The 17,336-nt window shown below is 26.5% G+C and carries 16 protein-coding genes; 9 read left to right on the top strand and 7 right to left on the bottom strand.

Annotation, left to right across the window (positions count from 1 at the left end; all coding sequences use genetic code 11):
- The first annotated feature begins 152 nt into the window (after positions 1 to 152).
- Entirely contained in the window at positions 153 to 1,037 is an 885-nt protein-coding gene (locus C7380_RS03705; RefSeq protein ID WP_109604144.1) for a bifunctional methionine sulfoxide reductase B/A protein, read from the top strand.
- Between the two features lie 24 nt (positions 1,038 to 1,061).
- Here C7380_RS03705 and C7380_RS03700 read toward each other — a convergent pair whose 3' ends face one another.
- Positions 1,062 to 2,756, bottom strand: a complete 1,695-nt coding sequence (locus tag C7380_RS03700) for a M3 family oligoendopeptidase (RefSeq protein WP_109604143.1) — start codon at positions 2,754 to 2,756, stop codon at positions 1,062 to 1,064.
- Positions 2,757 to 2,838: 82 nt separating this feature from the next.
- On the opposite strand from C7380_RS03700, the gene C7380_RS03695 reads away from it, so the two are divergent.
- On the top strand, positions 2,839 to 3,141 hold the full coding sequence (locus C7380_RS03695; RefSeq protein WP_109604142.1) for a hypothetical protein: 303 nt from the start codon (positions 2,839 to 2,841) through the stop codon (positions 3,139 to 3,141).
- A gap of 41 nt (positions 3,142 to 3,182) precedes the next feature.
- Here the strand turns inward: C7380_RS03695 and C7380_RS03690 are convergent, their stop codons facing one another.
- The 4 genes from C7380_RS03690 to C7380_RS03675 form a co-directional block, all read right to left on the bottom strand.
- A complete protein-coding gene (locus C7380_RS03690) occupies positions 3,183 to 3,713 on the bottom strand; it encodes a DICT sensory domain-containing protein (protein WP_109604141.1) in 531 nt (176 codons plus the stop codon).
- Positions 3,710 to 4,264 carry an ECF transporter S component gene (locus C7380_RS03685; RefSeq protein WP_109604140.1) on the bottom strand — a complete coding sequence of 185 codons (555 nt, stop codon included), beginning with the start codon at positions 4,262 to 4,264 and terminating at the stop codon, positions 3,710 to 3,712. Before C7380_RS03685 ends, C7380_RS03690 begins: the two co-directional genes overlap by 4 nt.
- Before the next feature lie 87 nt (positions 4,265 to 4,351).
- The gene (locus C7380_RS03680) at positions 4,352 to 6,430 is read right to left on the bottom strand and encodes a methyl-accepting chemotaxis protein (protein WP_158274766.1); all 2,079 of its coding nucleotides are present in this window, start codon (positions 6,428 to 6,430) and stop codon (positions 4,352 to 4,354) included.
- 100 nt (positions 6,431 to 6,530) lie between these two features.
- Positions 6,531 to 7,082: a hypothetical protein gene (locus C7380_RS03675; RefSeq protein WP_109604138.1), complete on the bottom strand. Its 552-nt coding sequence runs from the start codon at positions 7,080 to 7,082 to the stop codon at positions 6,531 to 6,533.
- 125 nt (positions 7,083 to 7,207) lie between these two features.
- On the opposite strand from C7380_RS03675, the gene C7380_RS03670 reads away from it, so the two are divergent.
- From C7380_RS03670 to C7380_RS03650, 5 genes are all read left to right on the top strand, one after another.
- Positions 7,208 to 8,116 carry a hypothetical protein gene (locus tag C7380_RS03670; protein ID WP_109604137.1) on the top strand — a complete coding sequence of 303 codons (909 nt, stop codon included), beginning with the start codon at positions 7,208 to 7,210 and terminating at the stop codon, positions 8,114 to 8,116.
- A 205-nt stretch (positions 8,117 to 8,321) separates the two neighbouring features.
- Positions 8,322 to 10,340, top strand: coding sequence for a urocanate hydratase (hutU, locus tag C7380_RS03665; protein ID WP_109604136.1), 2,019 nt, complete (start codon positions 8,322 to 8,324; stop codon positions 10,338 to 10,340).
- Between the two features lie 23 nt (positions 10,341 to 10,363).
- Positions 10,364 to 11,266: a glutamate formimidoyltransferase gene (ftcD, locus tag C7380_RS03660; protein ID WP_109604135.1), complete on the top strand. Its 903-nt coding sequence runs from the start codon at positions 10,364 to 10,366 to the stop codon at positions 11,264 to 11,266.
- Between the two features lie 8 nt (positions 11,267 to 11,274).
- Positions 11,275 to 12,534, top strand: a complete 1,260-nt coding sequence (gene hutI, locus C7380_RS03655; protein WP_109604134.1) for an imidazolonepropionase — start codon at positions 11,275 to 11,277, stop codon at positions 12,532 to 12,534.
- A 3-nt stretch (positions 12,535 to 12,537) separates the two neighbouring features.
- Positions 12,538 to 13,155: a cyclodeaminase/cyclohydrolase family protein gene (locus C7380_RS03650; RefSeq protein ID WP_109604133.1), complete on the top strand. Its 618-nt coding sequence runs from the start codon at positions 12,538 to 12,540 to the stop codon at positions 13,153 to 13,155.
- A 176-nt stretch (positions 13,156 to 13,331) separates the two neighbouring features.
- On the opposite strand, the gene C7380_RS03645 is transcribed toward C7380_RS03650, so the two are convergent.
- On the bottom strand, positions 13,332 to 13,901 hold the full coding sequence (locus C7380_RS03645) for an HD domain-containing protein (protein WP_109604132.1): 570 nt from the start codon (positions 13,899 to 13,901) through the stop codon (positions 13,332 to 13,334).
- Between the two features lie 73 nt (positions 13,902 to 13,974).
- Here C7380_RS03645 and C7380_RS03640 point away from each other — a divergent pair, with 73 nt between their 5' ends.
- Positions 13,975 to 14,898, top strand: coding sequence for an alpha/beta fold hydrolase (locus tag C7380_RS03640; RefSeq protein ID WP_109604131.1), 924 nt, complete (start codon positions 13,975 to 13,977; stop codon positions 14,896 to 14,898).
- Positions 14,899 to 14,925: 27 nt separating this feature from the next.
- On the opposite strand, the gene C7380_RS03635 is transcribed toward C7380_RS03640, so the two are convergent.
- Positions 14,926 to 15,870 carry a DUF4003 family protein gene (locus C7380_RS03635; protein WP_109604130.1) on the bottom strand — a complete coding sequence of 315 codons (945 nt, stop codon included), beginning with the start codon at positions 15,868 to 15,870 and terminating at the stop codon, positions 14,926 to 14,928.
- Positions 15,871 to 15,928: 58 nt separating this feature from the next.
- Between C7380_RS03635 and C7380_RS03630 the strand changes: the two genes are divergently transcribed.
- Positions 15,929 to 16,609, top strand: coding sequence for a Type 1 glutamine amidotransferase-like domain-containing protein (locus tag C7380_RS03630; RefSeq protein ID WP_109604129.1), 681 nt, complete (start codon positions 15,929 to 15,931; stop codon positions 16,607 to 16,609).
- Positions 16,610 to 17,336 lie beyond the last annotated feature (727 nt).

The following is a 17,336-nucleotide window of genomic DNA, read 5'->3' as shown; positions in this document are numbered from 1 at the left end:
TTTTTTTTTGATACTTTAAAACTTTTTTATAGCTAAATAAGTTTATATATAGTCAAATAATGAAAAAAATTTCTTATATATGAAATTTTTTTCATTATTTGTATTTATTTTTTTTTGATATAATTAATGGGATAAGAAAAGGGGGGAATAAAATGTGTGATAAATATAAAAAATTAACTCCAGAAGAGTTCAAAGTAATAATAAATAAACATACAGAAAGACCTTATACTGGAAAATATGACGATTTTTTTGAAGAAGGAACTTATATATGTAAACAATGTGGTATTCCTTTATACAGATCTAATTCAAAATTCAAATCTAATTGTGGCTGGCCAAGTTTTGATGATGAAATTCCCGGCTCTATAAGAAAAAATACCGATGCTGATGGAATCAGAACAGAAATATTATGTTCACACTGTGGAGGACATTTAGGACATGTTTTTGAAGGAGAAAATTTTACAGAAAAAAATATACGCCATTGTGTAAACTCTATTTCTATGGACTTTATACCTCAAACATCTTCTTTAGAAAAAATGACAGCATACTTTGCAGCTGGTTGTTTTTGGGGTGTAGAATATATGTTTTCAAAATTATCTGGAGTAATAGATGCCATCTCTGGTTATAGTGGTGGTTTTTTAAAAAATCCTTCTTATGAACAGGTATGTTCTAATAAAACAGGCCATGTTGAAACTGTTCAAATAGTTTATAATCCAAATATAATAAGCTATGAAAAACTTTTAAAATATTTTTTCGAAATACATGACTTTTCACAAAAAGATGGTCAAGGACCTGATATTGGTGATCAATATAAAAGTTTTATATTTTTTGTAAATGAAGAACAAAAAAAGACCGCTGAAAAAATAGTTAAGGAACTAAAAGATAGAAATTTAGAAGTGTCTACACAAATAGAAAAAGTTAAAAATTTTTATAGCGCAGAAGATTATCATCAAAAATATTATGAAAAAACGGGTAAAGCACCTTATTGTCATAGTAGAAGAACTATATTTAAAGAAGATTATCTAAATTTTAAAATATAAAAGCCGGATTTAAATCCGGCTTTTTTATAAAGTTTTATCATTTATTTTATTTAAATAACTTTCTACAAAATCTATAGTTTCTTTTAAAGAACCATCTTTAAAAGGATTTTTTAAATTCGCAATATTGATAAGACCTGTAAAAGGTTTTGAACCTCCAGCTTTACATAACCTCAAATAATCTTCCCAAGCTATTTTTCTGTCTTCATTAAATTTTTTAAAAAATTGAAATGCACATATCTGTGCCAATGTATAATCTATATAATAAAATGGAGATTCATAAATATGTGACTGTTTTTGCCAAAATCCTCCATTTACAAGATAATCAACCCCATCATAATCTCTTTCAGGCAAATATTTTTTTTCTATTTCTGACCATTTTTTCCTTCTACTTTCTGGAGTTGCCTCTGGATTTTCATAAACCCAATGCTGAAATTCATCAACAGATACTCCATATGGAATAAACAACAAAGCTTCTGAAAGATGCATAAATTTAGCTTTTTCTGTTTGTTCACCATAAAAAAGATCCCACCATGGATAAGTTATAAATTCCATACTCATAGAATGTATTTCTGCTGATTCAAGTGTAGGAAAAAGAAGTTCTGGTAATTCTATATGTCTTGATTGATAAGATTGAAAAGCATGTCCAGCTTCATGAGTTAATACATCGACATCTCCTGAAGTTCCATTAAAATTAGAAAATATGAATGGTGAATCATAGTCAAATATAAAGGTACAGTATCCACCAGGAGTTTTACCTTTTTTTGAATCAAGATCCATTAATTCATTTTCTACCATGAAATTAAAAAATTCTTCTGTCTCTTTTGAAAGTTCCTTATACATCTTTTGAGCTTTATTTACTTTTTCTTCGGTACTACCTTCTGGTTTTGGATTCCCACCTTCAAAACTATAGTCTTCATCATAATAATATAATTTATCTAAATTTATTCTTTCTTTTTGTCTTTTTCTTAATTCACTTGCAACTGGAACAACAAATTCTTCAACTTGTTTTCTATAATTTGCAACATCTTCGGCATTATAATCTGTTCTGGATAATCTATAATAAGCAAGTTCAATGAAATTATCATAACCAAGTTTTTTAGCCATTTTATCTCTAACTTTTACAAGTTGATCATATATATCATCAAATTCATTTTGATGTTCATCAAACCATCCAAAAATAGTTTTCATGGCTTCTTTTCTTTTACTTCTATCTGGTACGAGCATGAAAGGTCTCATTTGAGATAAATTTCTTTCTTGACCTTCAAAATTAACTTTAACTGATCCAAGAAGTTTAACATATTTACTGTTTAATTTATTTTCTTCTTTTAATTCTTCGATTATATCTTCATTAAAAGTTTTCAAACCAACTTCTGCAAGATTTAAAACATGTTCTCCATATTTTTCTTTAAATTCTTCTTTAAAATTTGAATTTAAAATTATTTTTTGGAGTTCATTCTCTATTTGTTGAATTTTAGGAGAATTTTCATCAAAATAATCTTTTTCTGAATTATAAAATTCATCTTCAGTATCTATAGTATATCTTATACTTGCAATACTTTCCATAGTTAATAAATTTTTTTCTTTTTTTATAAAATTTCTATAATAATCATCAAATTCTTCAAAACTCTTAGCTTTTTTTAGTTTTTCAAATAAATCTACAGAATATTCTTTTATACTATCTATATCTGGTCTTTCGTACTTAAAATCTTTAAATTTCAATTTATTTTCCCCCTTTAGTAAAGTTTGTATTATAATTATAACAGAATGATTTCAAAAATATATAATCATAAGGAGGAAAAATATGATAGTTTATTTCGTTATAATGATAGTTGGTTTAATCATAGCATTGTATGGATACATGATGAAATATACTTTAAGAGACAAATTTATAAATAAATTCGATCCAAATGCCATGGTAGATGCCGAAGGATTAGTAAATTATTTAGGTGGAAATATGTTTACTATAGGTATAACTCTTGTAGTATTTAGTATTATGTTTATGATATTCAAAGGATTTGTAATTATCTCAATAGCTTTTTTTGCAATTATTTTATTTTTACTTTTAAAAACTTTAGTTGGATTCCAAAAATTTTTTAAATATTAAAATAATCCCTACAAAGATATATACTCTTTGTAGGGATCTTCTTATTTATTCAAAAAATCATTTAAATATTCTGATGCCAAAGATACAACTTTTGGATCTGTTGTTTTTGCTCCTTTAAATTTTCTCATTTTCTCATCAGAATATTTCCCAAAACCATCTAAATCATACGCAACCATCATAGATTTTCCCATTTTTTTATCTATTACGAGAAACCATTCTTTATAAAGTTCATCATCTTTAGATATATTTATAAATTCTATATTAGAATGATTTTTTAATTCTAAATCAGGCTCTCCAAAAAGATAGATTTTTTTTACATTATCTGCTATTTTTAAATATCTTTCCCAAATAGCTTTAGCTCTTGATCTCTTTTGAAATCCCGCATAAACAACAGCATCAGACTTATTTTTCATCAATACTTCTTCCATTATATAACACATTCTTTCTAATGAAGGTATATCTGTTTCATATTTCAAACTCAAAGCTCTTAAAGCACTTTCTTTAGCATTATACATCTCATTTATTTCACCTTCAACCTTATCAAAAATCTTCTTATATAACGAAAAATTCATAAAACCACTCTCCCTAATTTATTTTTTGATAATATAAATATTAAAGAAACAAAAGTAAATTTTATTAAATTAAAAGGAAATATAAACATCAAAAAATAATTGAATAAATTATCTATATTTGGATTAAACATTTTGGCATAATATAATAAATCATTTTTACTTATATTTAAAATCAAATCATACATTGGAAGCATAATATAATAATTAATAATAATAGCAAAAAAAGAAGATAATAATATGGAAAATATAAAAATAAAATTTGTTTTATATTTTTTGAATAAATATCCACTAAATGTTATAAAAAAACCAGAAATCAAAAAATTCAAAAATTCTCCTACACCAAAATTAGAACTAAAAAAAACATGTATTATATTCCTTATAAATATAGAAAATAAGCCATATAGAGGCATGTTTATACTCAAAAATAAAACTGGTAAATCACTAAAATCAAACTTTAAAAAATTCGGAAAAATAGGTATATTAAACTCTAAAAACATCATCAAAAATGATAATGAAGATATTACTCCTATTACAGAAATTTTTTTTGACAAAATACCCCTCCAAATTAAAAAAAGCCATTCGCTATTTAAATAGCGAATGGCCCCATTATTTAATTCAAATATATTATACCATATCAATTAAAATTTAAAACTTTTTACTTCAGTTTTTAAGTTTTCTGCAAGAGCTGAAAGTTCCTCTGAACTTGCACTTATCATTTGTGCTCCTTCAGCTTGATTTCTAACAGCATCATCACCATTTTCAACTTGTTGTGTAATATCTTCCATCATATTCAATATATCTGACATAGATGTTTTTATAGAATCGGTAGAATGAGTTTGCTCTGTAGAACTTGAATTTAAATTCGCTATTCCAGCACTTATCATCTGTATTTTTTCTTTTATATCTATTATCTCTTGAGATACAACTTCTATTTCATTTGTAATTTCCTTTATTCCAACGGCAGATTTAACAGTTTGATCATTAACTCTTCCAGAATTTTTCTTTATTTCATCCAGTATTTTTTCTATCTTATCTGTAGATTTTTTAGATTCTTCCGCTAATTTTCTTATTTCATCGGCAACTACTGCAAATCCTCTTCCTGCTTCTCCTGCTCTTGCTGCTTCTATCGATGCATTTAAAGATAATAAATTAGTTTGCTCAGTTATTGAATTTATTGTAGTAAGTATATCTTTAATATTATTAGTTTTTTCATTTAAATTTTTAACTTCTTCAAGATTTTTATCTGAAATATTCTTTGTCTCTATTACTTTTTCTTTTATTTTTTCAATCGATTTGTATCCACTTTCTGTTGCATCATAAACTATAGTAGATGTATTTGTAAGTTCCATAGTTGAACCAGAAATTAATCCAGCACTTTCAGATATTAAATTAACTTTTTCATTGACATCTTCGACATTTTGTAAAACATTTTTTACATTATCTGAAATAGTATTGATCTGTGCACTCAATTCTTCACTCGTAGCACTTGATTCTTCAGCAGTAGCTGCAAGATTTCCAGCTGCATCATTAACTTGTGTAGATGATTCTTCTAATGATGAAAATACACTTTTTAAATTATAAGTTAAAGAATTAAATTCTTTTGCTAATACTCCGATTTCATCTTTTCTTTTTTCAAATTTTTCAGGAATTTTATGTGTTAAATCTCTTTTAAGCATAGCATCAGCAACATATTCAATAGGTTTTGTTATACTTTTAGATATAAATATTGCTACTATCAATATAATCACAAACCCTAATCCAAGAATTGTATATGTAATAAAATTTATAGTATTTATAGATTTAAAAGCTTCTTGAGTATCAATTTCAGCTATTATGGCCCAATTAAGTCCTAATACATTAACAGACGAATAAGAAGATAAAACTTCATTTCCGAGATAATCCATTATAATTTTTGTTTCATTTTGTCCATTCAATGCATTTTTAGAAGCATCTGTTTTAATATTTATCTTATCTGGGTTTTCAAATGAATTTTTAACATTATAAGTATCTGGTTTTAAATATGAATCAGATCTTAAAAGATTATCAGAACCAACTAAATAAGTCTCACCTGTTTCACCCATTCCCGTTCTTTCTTGCATAATATGGTTTATAGCTTTTAAACTTATTTGAAATACCACAGACCCTTCAAAATTACCATCGATTTTAATAGGGACAGCAATAAACATAGCTGGTTCATTTGAAATATCATACCATTCAAAATCAATAATTGAAAAGCCATTAAAAGAACCATAAAAAACTTTGTTTAATCCAGTATTTTTTATAATATAATCTTCAACATTTTTACCGAAATCAGTTTCTTTTGTTACTGTATAAACTATATCTCCATTTTCAGATATCAAAAAGATATCATAATAATTATATTCTTCAAGATATTTACTAAAATATTCTCCAAATTTCTTTTCTGAGTCTTTCCACTCTTGCGAATCTATACCATAATTTTTAAAATTTTCTTTAAACTCTAAAAGGGCATTAATAACAAAATCATTCTCTGAAAATACTTTCAAATCTCCTTCTCTTTCTTCAAAATATGTTTCTATTTGATTTTTCTTTATAGTTTTTATAGCTTCAAGATTAGATATCGTATTTTGCTGTATTTGATCATTAGAAATATTAGAAAGTATAAATGAATTTGTTATAAAAGGTATCAACCCAACCAATAAGAATATTATACTCAAAGTATAAACTAACTTTTTCATACACATCACCCACTTTTTTATATCAGTTGATATATTATACCTTTGTTGTTTTAATATTGGTTTAATGAAGTTACATTTTCAAACCATTTATTAAAATTTTTTATTCATTATTTTCAATATATTCTTTCATAAGTTCTGTATAACTCATCTTAATTGGTTCTTCAATATTATAAGGTTTTTCAAATTCTTGCGGTTTAAACATTTCAAGTGGATTATTATATTTAATTTTAAAAAGTTCTTTTAACAATTTTTCAAGTTCATTTGGTTTTCTAAAAGAAAATTTTATTTTTTCATTATCTATGAACATGGAATTCTTTTGTTCATAATTTTCATGTTTTTTCAAAAAATCTGTTATTAATTGTGTCCTTCTGTAAAAATAAGGATTTTCAAACTCTAAATACTCATATCTTTCTATATTTTGAAATTCATCTTCATTTATGAATGGATCTTTATTTTTCATTATGCATATAATCTTATTTTCAAGACTTCCCACAATTTCATCATTTAAATATATTTTTCCAAATTTTCCAATTTTTATGTTTTCTAATTTATTATTTCTAAATATTTTTCCAGCACGACTTATATATCCGACTGAATATCCTTGAATATTTATTATATTCATCTTATCATCCATAACATAAATATTGTACATATATAACACCTCCAACACGTTTTAATATATTATACTATATTTTATTAATATTTGGTGTATAATTTTAATTTATATTTACTTTTATCTTAAAATTATGTATAATATACTATGAGGGGGGTGATTTTGTGATTCCTTTTAAAAAAAGTAGTTTTGAAATGGCTGAAAATTATATATATAATAATGCAAGAGATATAGATATATGTTTATTTGAATTGATATTTAAAAACAAATGTTCACATGATTTTTTAAAGGTATTAAAAAATTATCAAAATGAAGACGGTGGTTTTGGCCATGGAATAGAACCTGATTTCTGGTTAAAAGAATCTTCTCCTATTGCAACTACATTTGCTTTTCAATATTTAGATTACTTAAATGAAAATTCTGATGATGTTCAAGAAATTAAAAAAAATGGATTAAATTATTTTATATATTCTATGGATAAAGAGAATTTAAGATGGATAAGTGTTCCTAAAACTATTAATAATTTTCCGCATGCACCTTGGTGGCATTATAATGAAGATGATGATAATGAAGATGATTGGGGTAATCCTTCCGCCGAAATAACTGGTTATTTAAATAATTCATTTGAAATCATCGATTATAAAATATTAAATCAATTAAATGACAAGGCTATTAAAAATTTAATTTATAAAACAGAAATTGAAATGCATGAATTGAGTTGTTATATAAGAATGTATGAAAATTTTCAAGACGAATTAAAAGCTTTATTATATCCAAAACTAAAAGTGTTGATAAAAAACACTTTAAAATATACTGAAGAAGGATGGAAAACTTATTCAGCAGTTCCTTCAATGTTTATATTCAATAAAAATTCTGACTTTGCAGATGATTTTTCTTCAGTTATAAATGATTATTTAAATTATTTAATAAAAAGCCAAAATAACAATGGAAGTTGGACACCCATCTGGCAATGGGGTTGGGATGAAACAAATTGGAATATTTCAAAAAAAATATGGAGCGGACTTCTCACAGTAAAAAACCTCTTTTATTTGAAAGATTTTGGAAGGATTTAAAAAATCCTTCCCTTTTTTTATGAAATTTTTTTCAATGAAATATCTATTTTCAAAATACCTAAAGATTTTTAGTTATATTTACTATTATTTACATGTAATTATCCATGAAATCCCTTATTTAATTTTTTTTAAAATGTTATAATTTGTTTGAATATACAGAATAGTATAAACATAATTATAATTAAAACAAAAAAGGAGGGGTTTTATGGATATTAATTATGATATTTCTAAAGCTATGACCATTAAATTGGACAACGAATTGCCAGAATATCCAAAGTTTAAAAAAGATATAAGAAGAGCTCCAAAGAGAGAACTAACTTTAAACAAAAATGAAATAAAGCTCGCATTAAAAAATGCTTTAAGGTATATACCTAAGGAACATCATGAAATGATGGCAAAAGAATTTTTAAATGAACTGATGGAAAAAGGTAGGATTTATGGCTATAGATTTAGACCCGAAGGTAATATTAAAGGTAAACCAATAAACGAATATAGGGGTAATATAATAGAAGCCAAAGCTTTTCAAGTTATGATAGATAACAATCTTGATTTCGATGTTGCATTATATCCTTATGAACTCGTTACATATGGCGAAACAGGACAAGTTTGTCAAAATTGGATGCAATATAGATTGATAAAAAAATATCTCGAAGTGATGACAGATGAACAAACTTTAGTTGTAGAATCTGGTCACCCTTTAGGACTTTTTAAATCTCATAAAATGGCTCCAAGAGTTATAATAACAAATGCTTTGATGATTGGTCTTTTTGATGATCAAGAAAATTGGATAAAAGCTCAAGCACTTGGTGTTGCCAATTATGGCCAGATGACTGCAGGAGGTTGGATGTATATAGGTCCTCAAGGTATTGTTCATGGAACATTCAACACACTTTTAAATGCCGGTAGATTAAAACTTGGTATAGATTCAGATAAAGATTTAAAAGGAAAATTATTTGTTTCATCTGGACTCGGCGGAATGAGTGGTGCTCAACCAAAGGCTGCTGAAATTGCAAATGGTGTTGCCATAGTTGCAGAAGTAGATTATTCAAGAATAGAAACAAGACATGATCAAGGATGGGTCGGCAAAATAGCTGAATCACCTGAAGAAGCCTTCAAAATTGCGAAAGAAGCTCAAAAAAACAATGAAACTTTATCTATAGCTTTTCATGGAAATATAGTTGATTTACTCGAATATGCCGTTGAAAATAATATTCATATAGATTTATTATCTGATCAAACATCTTGTCATGCTCCATATGATGGTGGTTATTGTCCTATTGGAATAACATTTGAAGAAAGGACAAGTTTATTATCCTCAAATAAAAATAAATTTAAAACTCTTGTAAATGAAACTCTTATAAGACATTTTAATGCTATAAAAAAACTTGTAGAAAAAGGAACTTATTTCTTTGATTATGGAAATAGTTTTATGAAAGCAGTGTTTGATGCAGGTGCTAAAGAAATTTCAAAAAATGGTAAAGATACTTCAGAAGGTTTTATATTCCCTTCTTATGTCGAAGATATAATGGGCCCTATGCTTTTTGACTATGGATATGGTCCATTTAGATGGGTATGTCTGTCTGGAAGTAAAGAAGATCTTATAAAAACAGATAAAGCAGCTATGAACTGTATAAATCCGGACAGAAGAGGCCAAGATAGAGATAATTGGGTTTGGATAAGAGACGCAGAAAAAAACAACCTTGTTGTAGGCACTCAAGCAAGAATACTTTATCAAGATGCCCTCGGGAGAATGACTATAGCTTTAAAATTTAATGAAATGGTCAAAAACGGAGAAATAGGACCTGTTATGATAGGAAGAGACCATCATGATACAGGTGGTACAGACTCACCTTATAGAGAAACTGCAAATATAAAAGATGGTTCTAATATAATGGCCGATATGGCAACTCAATGTTATGCAGGAAATGCAGCTCGTGGTATGAGTTTGATCGCATTGCATAATGGTGGTGGAGTAGGAATTGGAAAATCTATCAATGGAGGTTTTGGCCTTGTATTAGATGGCTCAGAAAGAGTTGACAATATAATAAAAATGGCAATTCCATGGGATGTAATGGGTGGAGTTGCAAGACGTGCTTGGGCAAGAAATGAAAATTCAATAAATACTTCAATAGAATACAATATAAATTACACAGAAAATCACATAACCATACCGTATATAAGTGATGATGAAATGATAGATACATTAATAAATGATATAAAATAAAATAAAAAGTGAGGGAATTCAAAATGGCTTTTAGCAAAATTATAGAATGTGTACCTAATTTTTCTGAAGGAAGAAATATAAATGTTATTGAAAAAATAGTTGAAAACTTTAGAGCTAAAGATGGTGTAAAACTCTTAGATTATTCTTGGGATGAAGATCACAATAGATGTGTTGTAACAGTCGTAGGAGAACCTACACCTTTAAAAGATGCTGTTGTTGCCGCAATAGGTACAGCAATAAAAGAAATAAACATGAATGAACATAAGGGACAACATCCAAGAATGGGTGCTGTAGATGTAGTGCCTTTTATACCAATAAAAAACTCAACAGTCGAAGAATGTGTTTCTCTTTCAAAAGATGTGGCTAAAGAAATATGGGAAAAATATGAAATGCCTTCATTTTTATACGAAAACTCAGCATCTTCTTCAAAAAGAAAAAATCTTGCAAAAATAAGAAAAGGTGAATATGAAGGTATGTTTGAAAAAATGCAGGAAGAAGATTGGCATCCTGATTTTGGAAACAATGCTCCTCATCCAACGGCAGGTGTTTGTGCTATAGGTGCAAGAGCTCCTTTAGTTGCATATAATATAAATCTCGATACTTCAAATGTTGATATAGCTAATAAAATTGCAAAAAATATAAGACATTTAAGTGGCGGTTATAGGTTTGTAAAAGCTATGGGAGTTGAATTAAAAGACAGAAATATTTCTCAAGTTTCTATAAATATGACAGATTATACAAAAACTTCTTTGTATAGAGTATTTGAAACAGTAAAATTTGAAGCTAAAAGATGGGGAGTTAATGTAATAGGAAGCGAAATAGTTGGCCTTGTCCCTATGATGGCTTTAATAGAAAGTGCTGAATATTATTTAGGTCTTGAAGAATTTAAACCTGAACAAATACTCGAAACAAGAATTATGGAGTGATTCGAAAATTGAAAAATAATTTAATAATAAAAAATATAACTCAATTGGTTACTTGTTCTGGATTTGAAGCAAAAAAAGGAAAATCCATGAATGATTTAAACATAATAAACGATGGTTGTGTAATAATAAAAAATGGAATAATAGAAAAAGTTGGAAAAACAAAAGACATATTATCTCATATAGATGTATCAGAATATATAGTTATGGATTTAACGGGAAAAACTATGCTCCCAGGTTTCGTAGATTCTCATACTCATTTTATATTCGGAGGATATCGTGAAGATGAATTTGGAATGAGGCTACGTGGTAAATCTTATATGGAAATAATGGAAAAAGGCGGAGGAATAATAAGAAGTGTAAATGCAACTAAAAATGCCTCTAAAGAAGAATTATATGAAATGGGTAAAAAAAGATTGGATGAAATGCTTGAATTTGGTATAACAACAGTGGAAGGAAAAAGTGGTTATGGTCTTGATCATGAAACAGAAATAAAACAATTAGAGGTCATGAAAGATCTAAACTCCACACACCCTATAGACATTGTAAGTACTTTTTTAGGTGCTCATGCCGTACCATCTGAATATAAAAATCGTGAAAATGAATTCATTGATTTCTTGATAGATGAAGTACTCCCTGAAATTTCTAAAAGAAATCTCGCAGAATTTTGTGATATTTTTTGTGAAAAAAATGTATTTGATTTAAAACAATCAGAAAAAATGTTAAAAGCTGGCAGAAAATATAATTTAAAGCCAAAAATCCATGCTGATGAAATCTATCCACTCGGTGGAGCTGGATTGGCTGCAGATATAAATGCAATTTCAGCTGATCATCTTTTGAATGCCAGCGACGAAGATATTAAAAAAATGGCTAAAAATAATGTTATTGCAACTTTATTGCCTTTAACAGCTTTCAGTTTAAAGGAAAATTATGCAAGAGCAAGATATATGATAGATAATAACTGTGCTGTTGCACTTGCAACAGATTTAAATCCTGGTTCATGTTTTTCAAATTCAATACCTTTAATGATAGCTATATCTTCAATATATATGAAAATGACTCCAGAAGAAACAATAACTGCTTTAACAATAAATGGTGCAGCCGCTCTTGATAGAGCTAATATAATAGGTAGTATAGATCCTGGTAAAAAAGCTGATTTTGTAATTTTAAAATATCCTTCATATGAATTTTTAACTTATAATTTTGGTGTAAATATAGTTGAAACAGTTATTAAAAATGGAAAAATTGTATTTCAAAAGGGGGAAATTTAAAATATGTTTAAAGATATGACTTTAAATGAATTTACAGAAAAAATAGCTTCTTCTGATCCAGTACCTGGTGGGGGAAGTGTATCAGCAGCGGCTTCTGCAATTGCCGCTTCTCTTTCAAAAATGGTAGCCAGTTTAACTATAGGAAAAAAGAAATATATAGATCAAGAAGCTACCATGAAAGAAATTTTTGAAAAATCTGAAAATTTAAGAAATATTCTCTTAGATTATATAGATAAAGATTCACAAGCTTTTAATGAAGTTATGAATGCTTTTAAAGCTCCAAAAGAGACTGATGAAGAAAAATCTAAAAGAACTACTTTAATTCAAAATGCAACTAAAAAAGCTGCTGAAGTACCTTTAAACATAGCAAAAATCTCTTTTGAAATTATGCAATTAGCCGAAGTAGTAGTTGAAAAAGGAAATAAAAATGCTATTACAGATGGTGCTGTTGCTGCAATGATGGCAAGAACAGGCATATTAGGTGCTCTATATAATGTAAAAATAAATCTTGGTTCTATAAAAGACGAAGAATATGTTCAAAGATTAAAAAAAGAAGTTGAAACTATCGAAACTCAGACTAAATTACTTGAACAAAAGATATTGACTAAAATAGATTTTTAAGTAATTTATAAGGGATTTCTAAGGTATTTTTAAGTCTAAAAAAGCATAATATAAGTGTAATTAAATAACAGCAATAATCCCTTTCAAATAAAAGTTAGAAAATCCCTATTTAATGTTCAGGCCAGAAAGTATGCCAAGAAAACAAAGCATTTCCCGAAATATCGGGAAATGCTTTTTTAATATCGTAATTCTTCTTCTAATGCATGAACAAACTTTTCAACAAGTCTATGTTTTTCCAATGCAAGTTCATAACCTTTTTGAGTATTCATACCATCTTTTAATTTTAAAATCTTATCATAAAAATGTTCAATTCTTTTATTAAGTGTTTCTCCATTGTTATGCATTAAAACTCTTGAAATACCTATAGCACCTAAAGCATCTAATCTATCGGCATCTTGAAGTATTTTCGCTTCAATTGTCTTGGGAATTTTACCTTTTGAATATCTATGAACCATTATATTATAATAAACTTCTTCATGCTTAGGATAATTTATATTTATCAAAAAATTTTTAGCTATTTCAGCTCCCTTTTCAGCATGATCTATTTTAGGATTTTTTAATTCTTCATCTCTCGCAATATCATGTAATAAAGCTGATATTGCAATTTCTTCCATATCTCCCCCTTCAAAAGTAGAAATAAAAATAGAATTCTTTAAAACTCTAAATATGTGATCAATAGAATGCGTAATATGATACTCTTGGCTTAAAATATAATCTCTTGTTTTTTCAACAAAAATAGAATTCATTTATATCACTCCAATCTCAATCTAATAATATGATATCATTTTTAAGGTATAATTTAAATGGGAGGTGATTAATTTGAAAATATTCAATATAATATTGATTCTTCTTTTTGCAATTCCTTTCTCATATAAATATGATGATGGTATGTATACATATAAGAGTTTAGCTGATAAAGACAGTCAATTTGTAAAAATAGATGGTATAGATATACATTATAAAAAATATGGATCAAAAGATAAATATATAATACTATTACATGGATTTGGATCTGGCACTTATACATGGGATAAGACAATTAAAGAATTATCAGAAAAATTTACAGTAATATCTTTTGATAGACCTGGCTTTGGAATAACAGAAAGAGTTTTCAATGAAGATTTAAATCCTTATAACACAGATTATCATGTAGAATTAATAAAAAAAATTATGGATGAATTCAAAATAAAGAAAACAACTTTAATAGGAAATTCTGCTGGTGGTTCTTTAGCAACATTGTTCACAAATAAATATCCGAATCTTGTTGAAAATTTAATTCTTGTTGATGCGGCAATATATACTGGCGGCGGTTCTCCAGATTTTATAAAACCTTTTTTAAATATTCCTCAAATAAACTATCTCGGACCAGAAATAAGTTCAAATTTACTTTTAAATGCTTCAGAAGATCTTTTAAAATTATCTTTTTATGATGAAAATAAAATAGATGAAAATACTTTAGAAAAATATAAAAAACCTTTAAAAGTTAAAGGTTATAAAAAAGCTTTTTGGGAATTTACAAAAGGAAGCAAAATGTATAATTTCGAATCAATCATTTCAAACATAAAAAATAAAACCATAATAATACATGGCAAAAAAGATGAAATAATACCTTATACAGATAGCATAAGATTATTTGAAAATATAGAAAATTCAGAATTATTTTTGATAGATAATTGTGGCCATGTTCCACAAGAAGAATGTCCTGAAGTATTTATAAATATTATAAAAAAAGCTATAAAATAAGCATGGTTAAAAAACCATGCTTATTTTTTATTCTGCACAATTCAAAGATGCTGAATATAGGGCTATTAAAGTTACTAATTGAGCTTTCATTATCTCATCTAAATTCAATTTTATCTTTGGTTTAAGTTTATCTTTTTCATTAAAATCAAAGTTCAATACAAAAGCCAATACAGTGTTTATAGTTTTACCGAACTTAAAACCTTTTGTATTTTTTATTATTTCATAAGTGTTCATAGTTTTTTTAAAATAAGAGTCAAGATCTTCATCATTTATAACTGCCAACCCTATCACAGGATAAATCATTTTCTCTTTAGACATATTTGAAGACTTTAAAAATTCAAATAATGTTCTACACTTATCCATATATAATCCTTTTTGATCGATTTCAAAAACCCCTAATAGTTGAGACAAGAATTGTAATTCTTTACCTTTTTTGAATTTTCTTTTCATCAAACTTTTGTAATAACTCTCTATATCTTCAAAGAGTTCTATCTCATTCTTTTCAGTGACCGAAAGTAAAACTGCAAGAGGATAATCATCTTCTGAACTTATAAAAAAATTTTTATTCTTCATGGTTAAATATATCTCAGAAGATTTACTTATAATATCATCTTTATCCGCCATTTCAATAAGAAAAAAAGAAACTATGGACAAATAAGAGCTATTTTCAAATCTCAACTTATTAAATTCCATATCTATTCTTTTTAATTCATCAAATTTTTCAGAAGAATTTTCATATTTTGAACAAAGCATAGCCGCAAGTTGATAAATTAAATATCCTTTATAATGAACAAATAATTTAGAATTTTCTTTTATTAATTTAACAGTTTCTTTAAATCTAAATTCATCAAATTCAGAATCAAAAATATAATAAATTAAAGCAATCAACTTGATAATCTCAGGATTTAAACGCCATTTTAAAAAGTTTTTTATCTTTTCATACTCTGTAAAATACTTGTTAAATGATTTCATAAAAATCTCTCCTATCCGATAATATAATAAACAATCGTAAAATATAAGGGGGATATACGTGAAAAATATAATATCTATAAAGCATAATAAATTAGAAGATTCATCAAATATAATGAATATTCATAAATATATTGTAGAATCTACAGAAAAATTAAAACCGAGAGTATCCTATATTTCAGCTGCTTCATACGATTCTTTTAAAGAAATAGAAGAATTCTATAAAATATACTCTGAAATACTCGGATGTAGTATAATCCCTATAACGCTTACAAATAAAGAATATGACTTTGAAGAACTTGAAAATATAATATATAACTCGGATATTTTATTTTTAGGAGACGGAGATATACTTCTTCTATATAACTACCTAATAAGTAATGGAATGGATATAATATTAAAAAATGCATATTTAAAAGGTATAAAAATAGTTGGAATTGGAGCAGGATCAAGTATATTATACAAAAACATACTGATAAAAAATAGGTCCAGTGCCCCAATTAAAATAAATGGATTGAATTTTTTAGATATATGCATAAATAACTTAGACTCAGAAGATTTGAAAGACGATCTCTTAAAATTAATAATAAGACAAAATTTAAGATGTTTACATTTAAGAAATGAAAGTGCTTTAGAATGGATCGATAACAAAATAAATAAAATAATCTCTTCTTCAAAGAAAAAATCTTATATGATAGAAAGAGACACTAATAACAATATTCAATACACAGAATTAATTTAATTAATAATAAGATACTATTATAGTATATAAAAATTAAATTAAAATTAAATTAAGAAAAAGATATGAAAACTTTATATCTTTTGATTTTAAATTTTAATATTTTATTATTTAATATTTTAAAAAAAATAAAAACTATTAAGCTTATTTTCAGTTTCATCTGTTTTAATATATTTGAATCGCTAAATACATTCACCTGTTCATGCGAATCCCTTAAATTAAAGCGGGCTTTTAAAAAGTCCGCATTTTTTATAAATAAAAAGTTTAAAAACGCCAAAATATAGCAATTAAAAGCAAATATTTTAATTTATTTGACATAATTTTCATCTTATGCTATAATCTTTTTAATTACTATAAGAGGTGTTTTTTATGAAATGTATTAAATTATTAAAAGCTAAAATATATATTTTGAACACATACATGTGTATGACATGGCGTAATCGTTCTTTAAGCCATGTCTATTTTGTTATGTAAAAATAGATATTGACTATATAAAAAGAGGTCGATTACATATTTGTTGTAATCGACCTCTTTTTTTAATTATTATTAGGAGCATTCCTGAAATAAAAAAAGAAAGAGGTTGAAAAAAAAGGAACCTCCCCGTAAAATAAAAGTGTAACAAGAATCCATCAAATATTTTACAAAGGAGGAACCTAAATGAATTATACACAAAATAATAAAATAAAACAAGTGGATGAAAAAACATTAGTAGTGGGAGTAGATATAGCAA

The organism is Oceanotoga teriensis (assembly GCF_003148465.1).
GTDB lineage: Bacteria > Thermotogota > Thermotogae > Petrotogales > Petrotogaceae > Oceanotoga > Oceanotoga teriensis.
Note: the sequence above shows the minus strand (reverse complement) of the source record. Positions and strands in the feature narration are given on the sequence as shown.

Coding starts and splice junctions, on each gene's coding strand:
- C7380_RS03705 (WP_109604144.1), top strand. CDS start 153: ATGTGTGATAAATATAAAAAATTAACTCCAGAAGAGTTCAAAGTAATA.
- C7380_RS03695 (WP_109604142.1), top strand. CDS start 2,839: ATGATAGTTTATTTCGTTATAATGATAGTTGGTTTAATCATAGCATTG.
- C7380_RS03690 (WP_109604141.1), bottom strand. CDS start 3,713: ATGAATTTTTCGTTATATAAGAAGATTTTTGATAAGGTTGAAGGTGAA.
- C7380_RS03680 (WP_158274766.1), bottom strand. CDS start 6,430: ATGAAAAAGTTAGTTTATACTTTGAGTATAATATTCTTATTGGTTGGG.
- C7380_RS03675 (WP_109604138.1), bottom strand. CDS start 7,082: ATGTACAATATTTATGTTATGGATGATAAGATGAATATAATAAATATT.
- hutU (WP_109604136.1), top strand. CDS start 8,322: ATGGATATTAATTATGATATTTCTAAAGCTATGACCATTAAATTGGAC.
- ftcD (WP_109604135.1), top strand. CDS start 10,364: ATGGCTTTTAGCAAAATTATAGAATGTGTACCTAATTTTTCTGAAGGA.
- C7380_RS03650 (WP_109604133.1), top strand. CDS start 12,538: ATGTTTAAAGATATGACTTTAAATGAATTTACAGAAAAAATAGCTTCT.
- C7380_RS03645 (WP_109604132.1), bottom strand. CDS start 13,901: ATGAATTCTATTTTTGTTGAAAAAACAAGAGATTATATTTTAAGCCAA.
- C7380_RS03635 (WP_109604130.1), bottom strand. CDS start 15,870: ATGAAATCATTTAACAAGTATTTTACAGAGTATGAAAAGATAAAAAAC.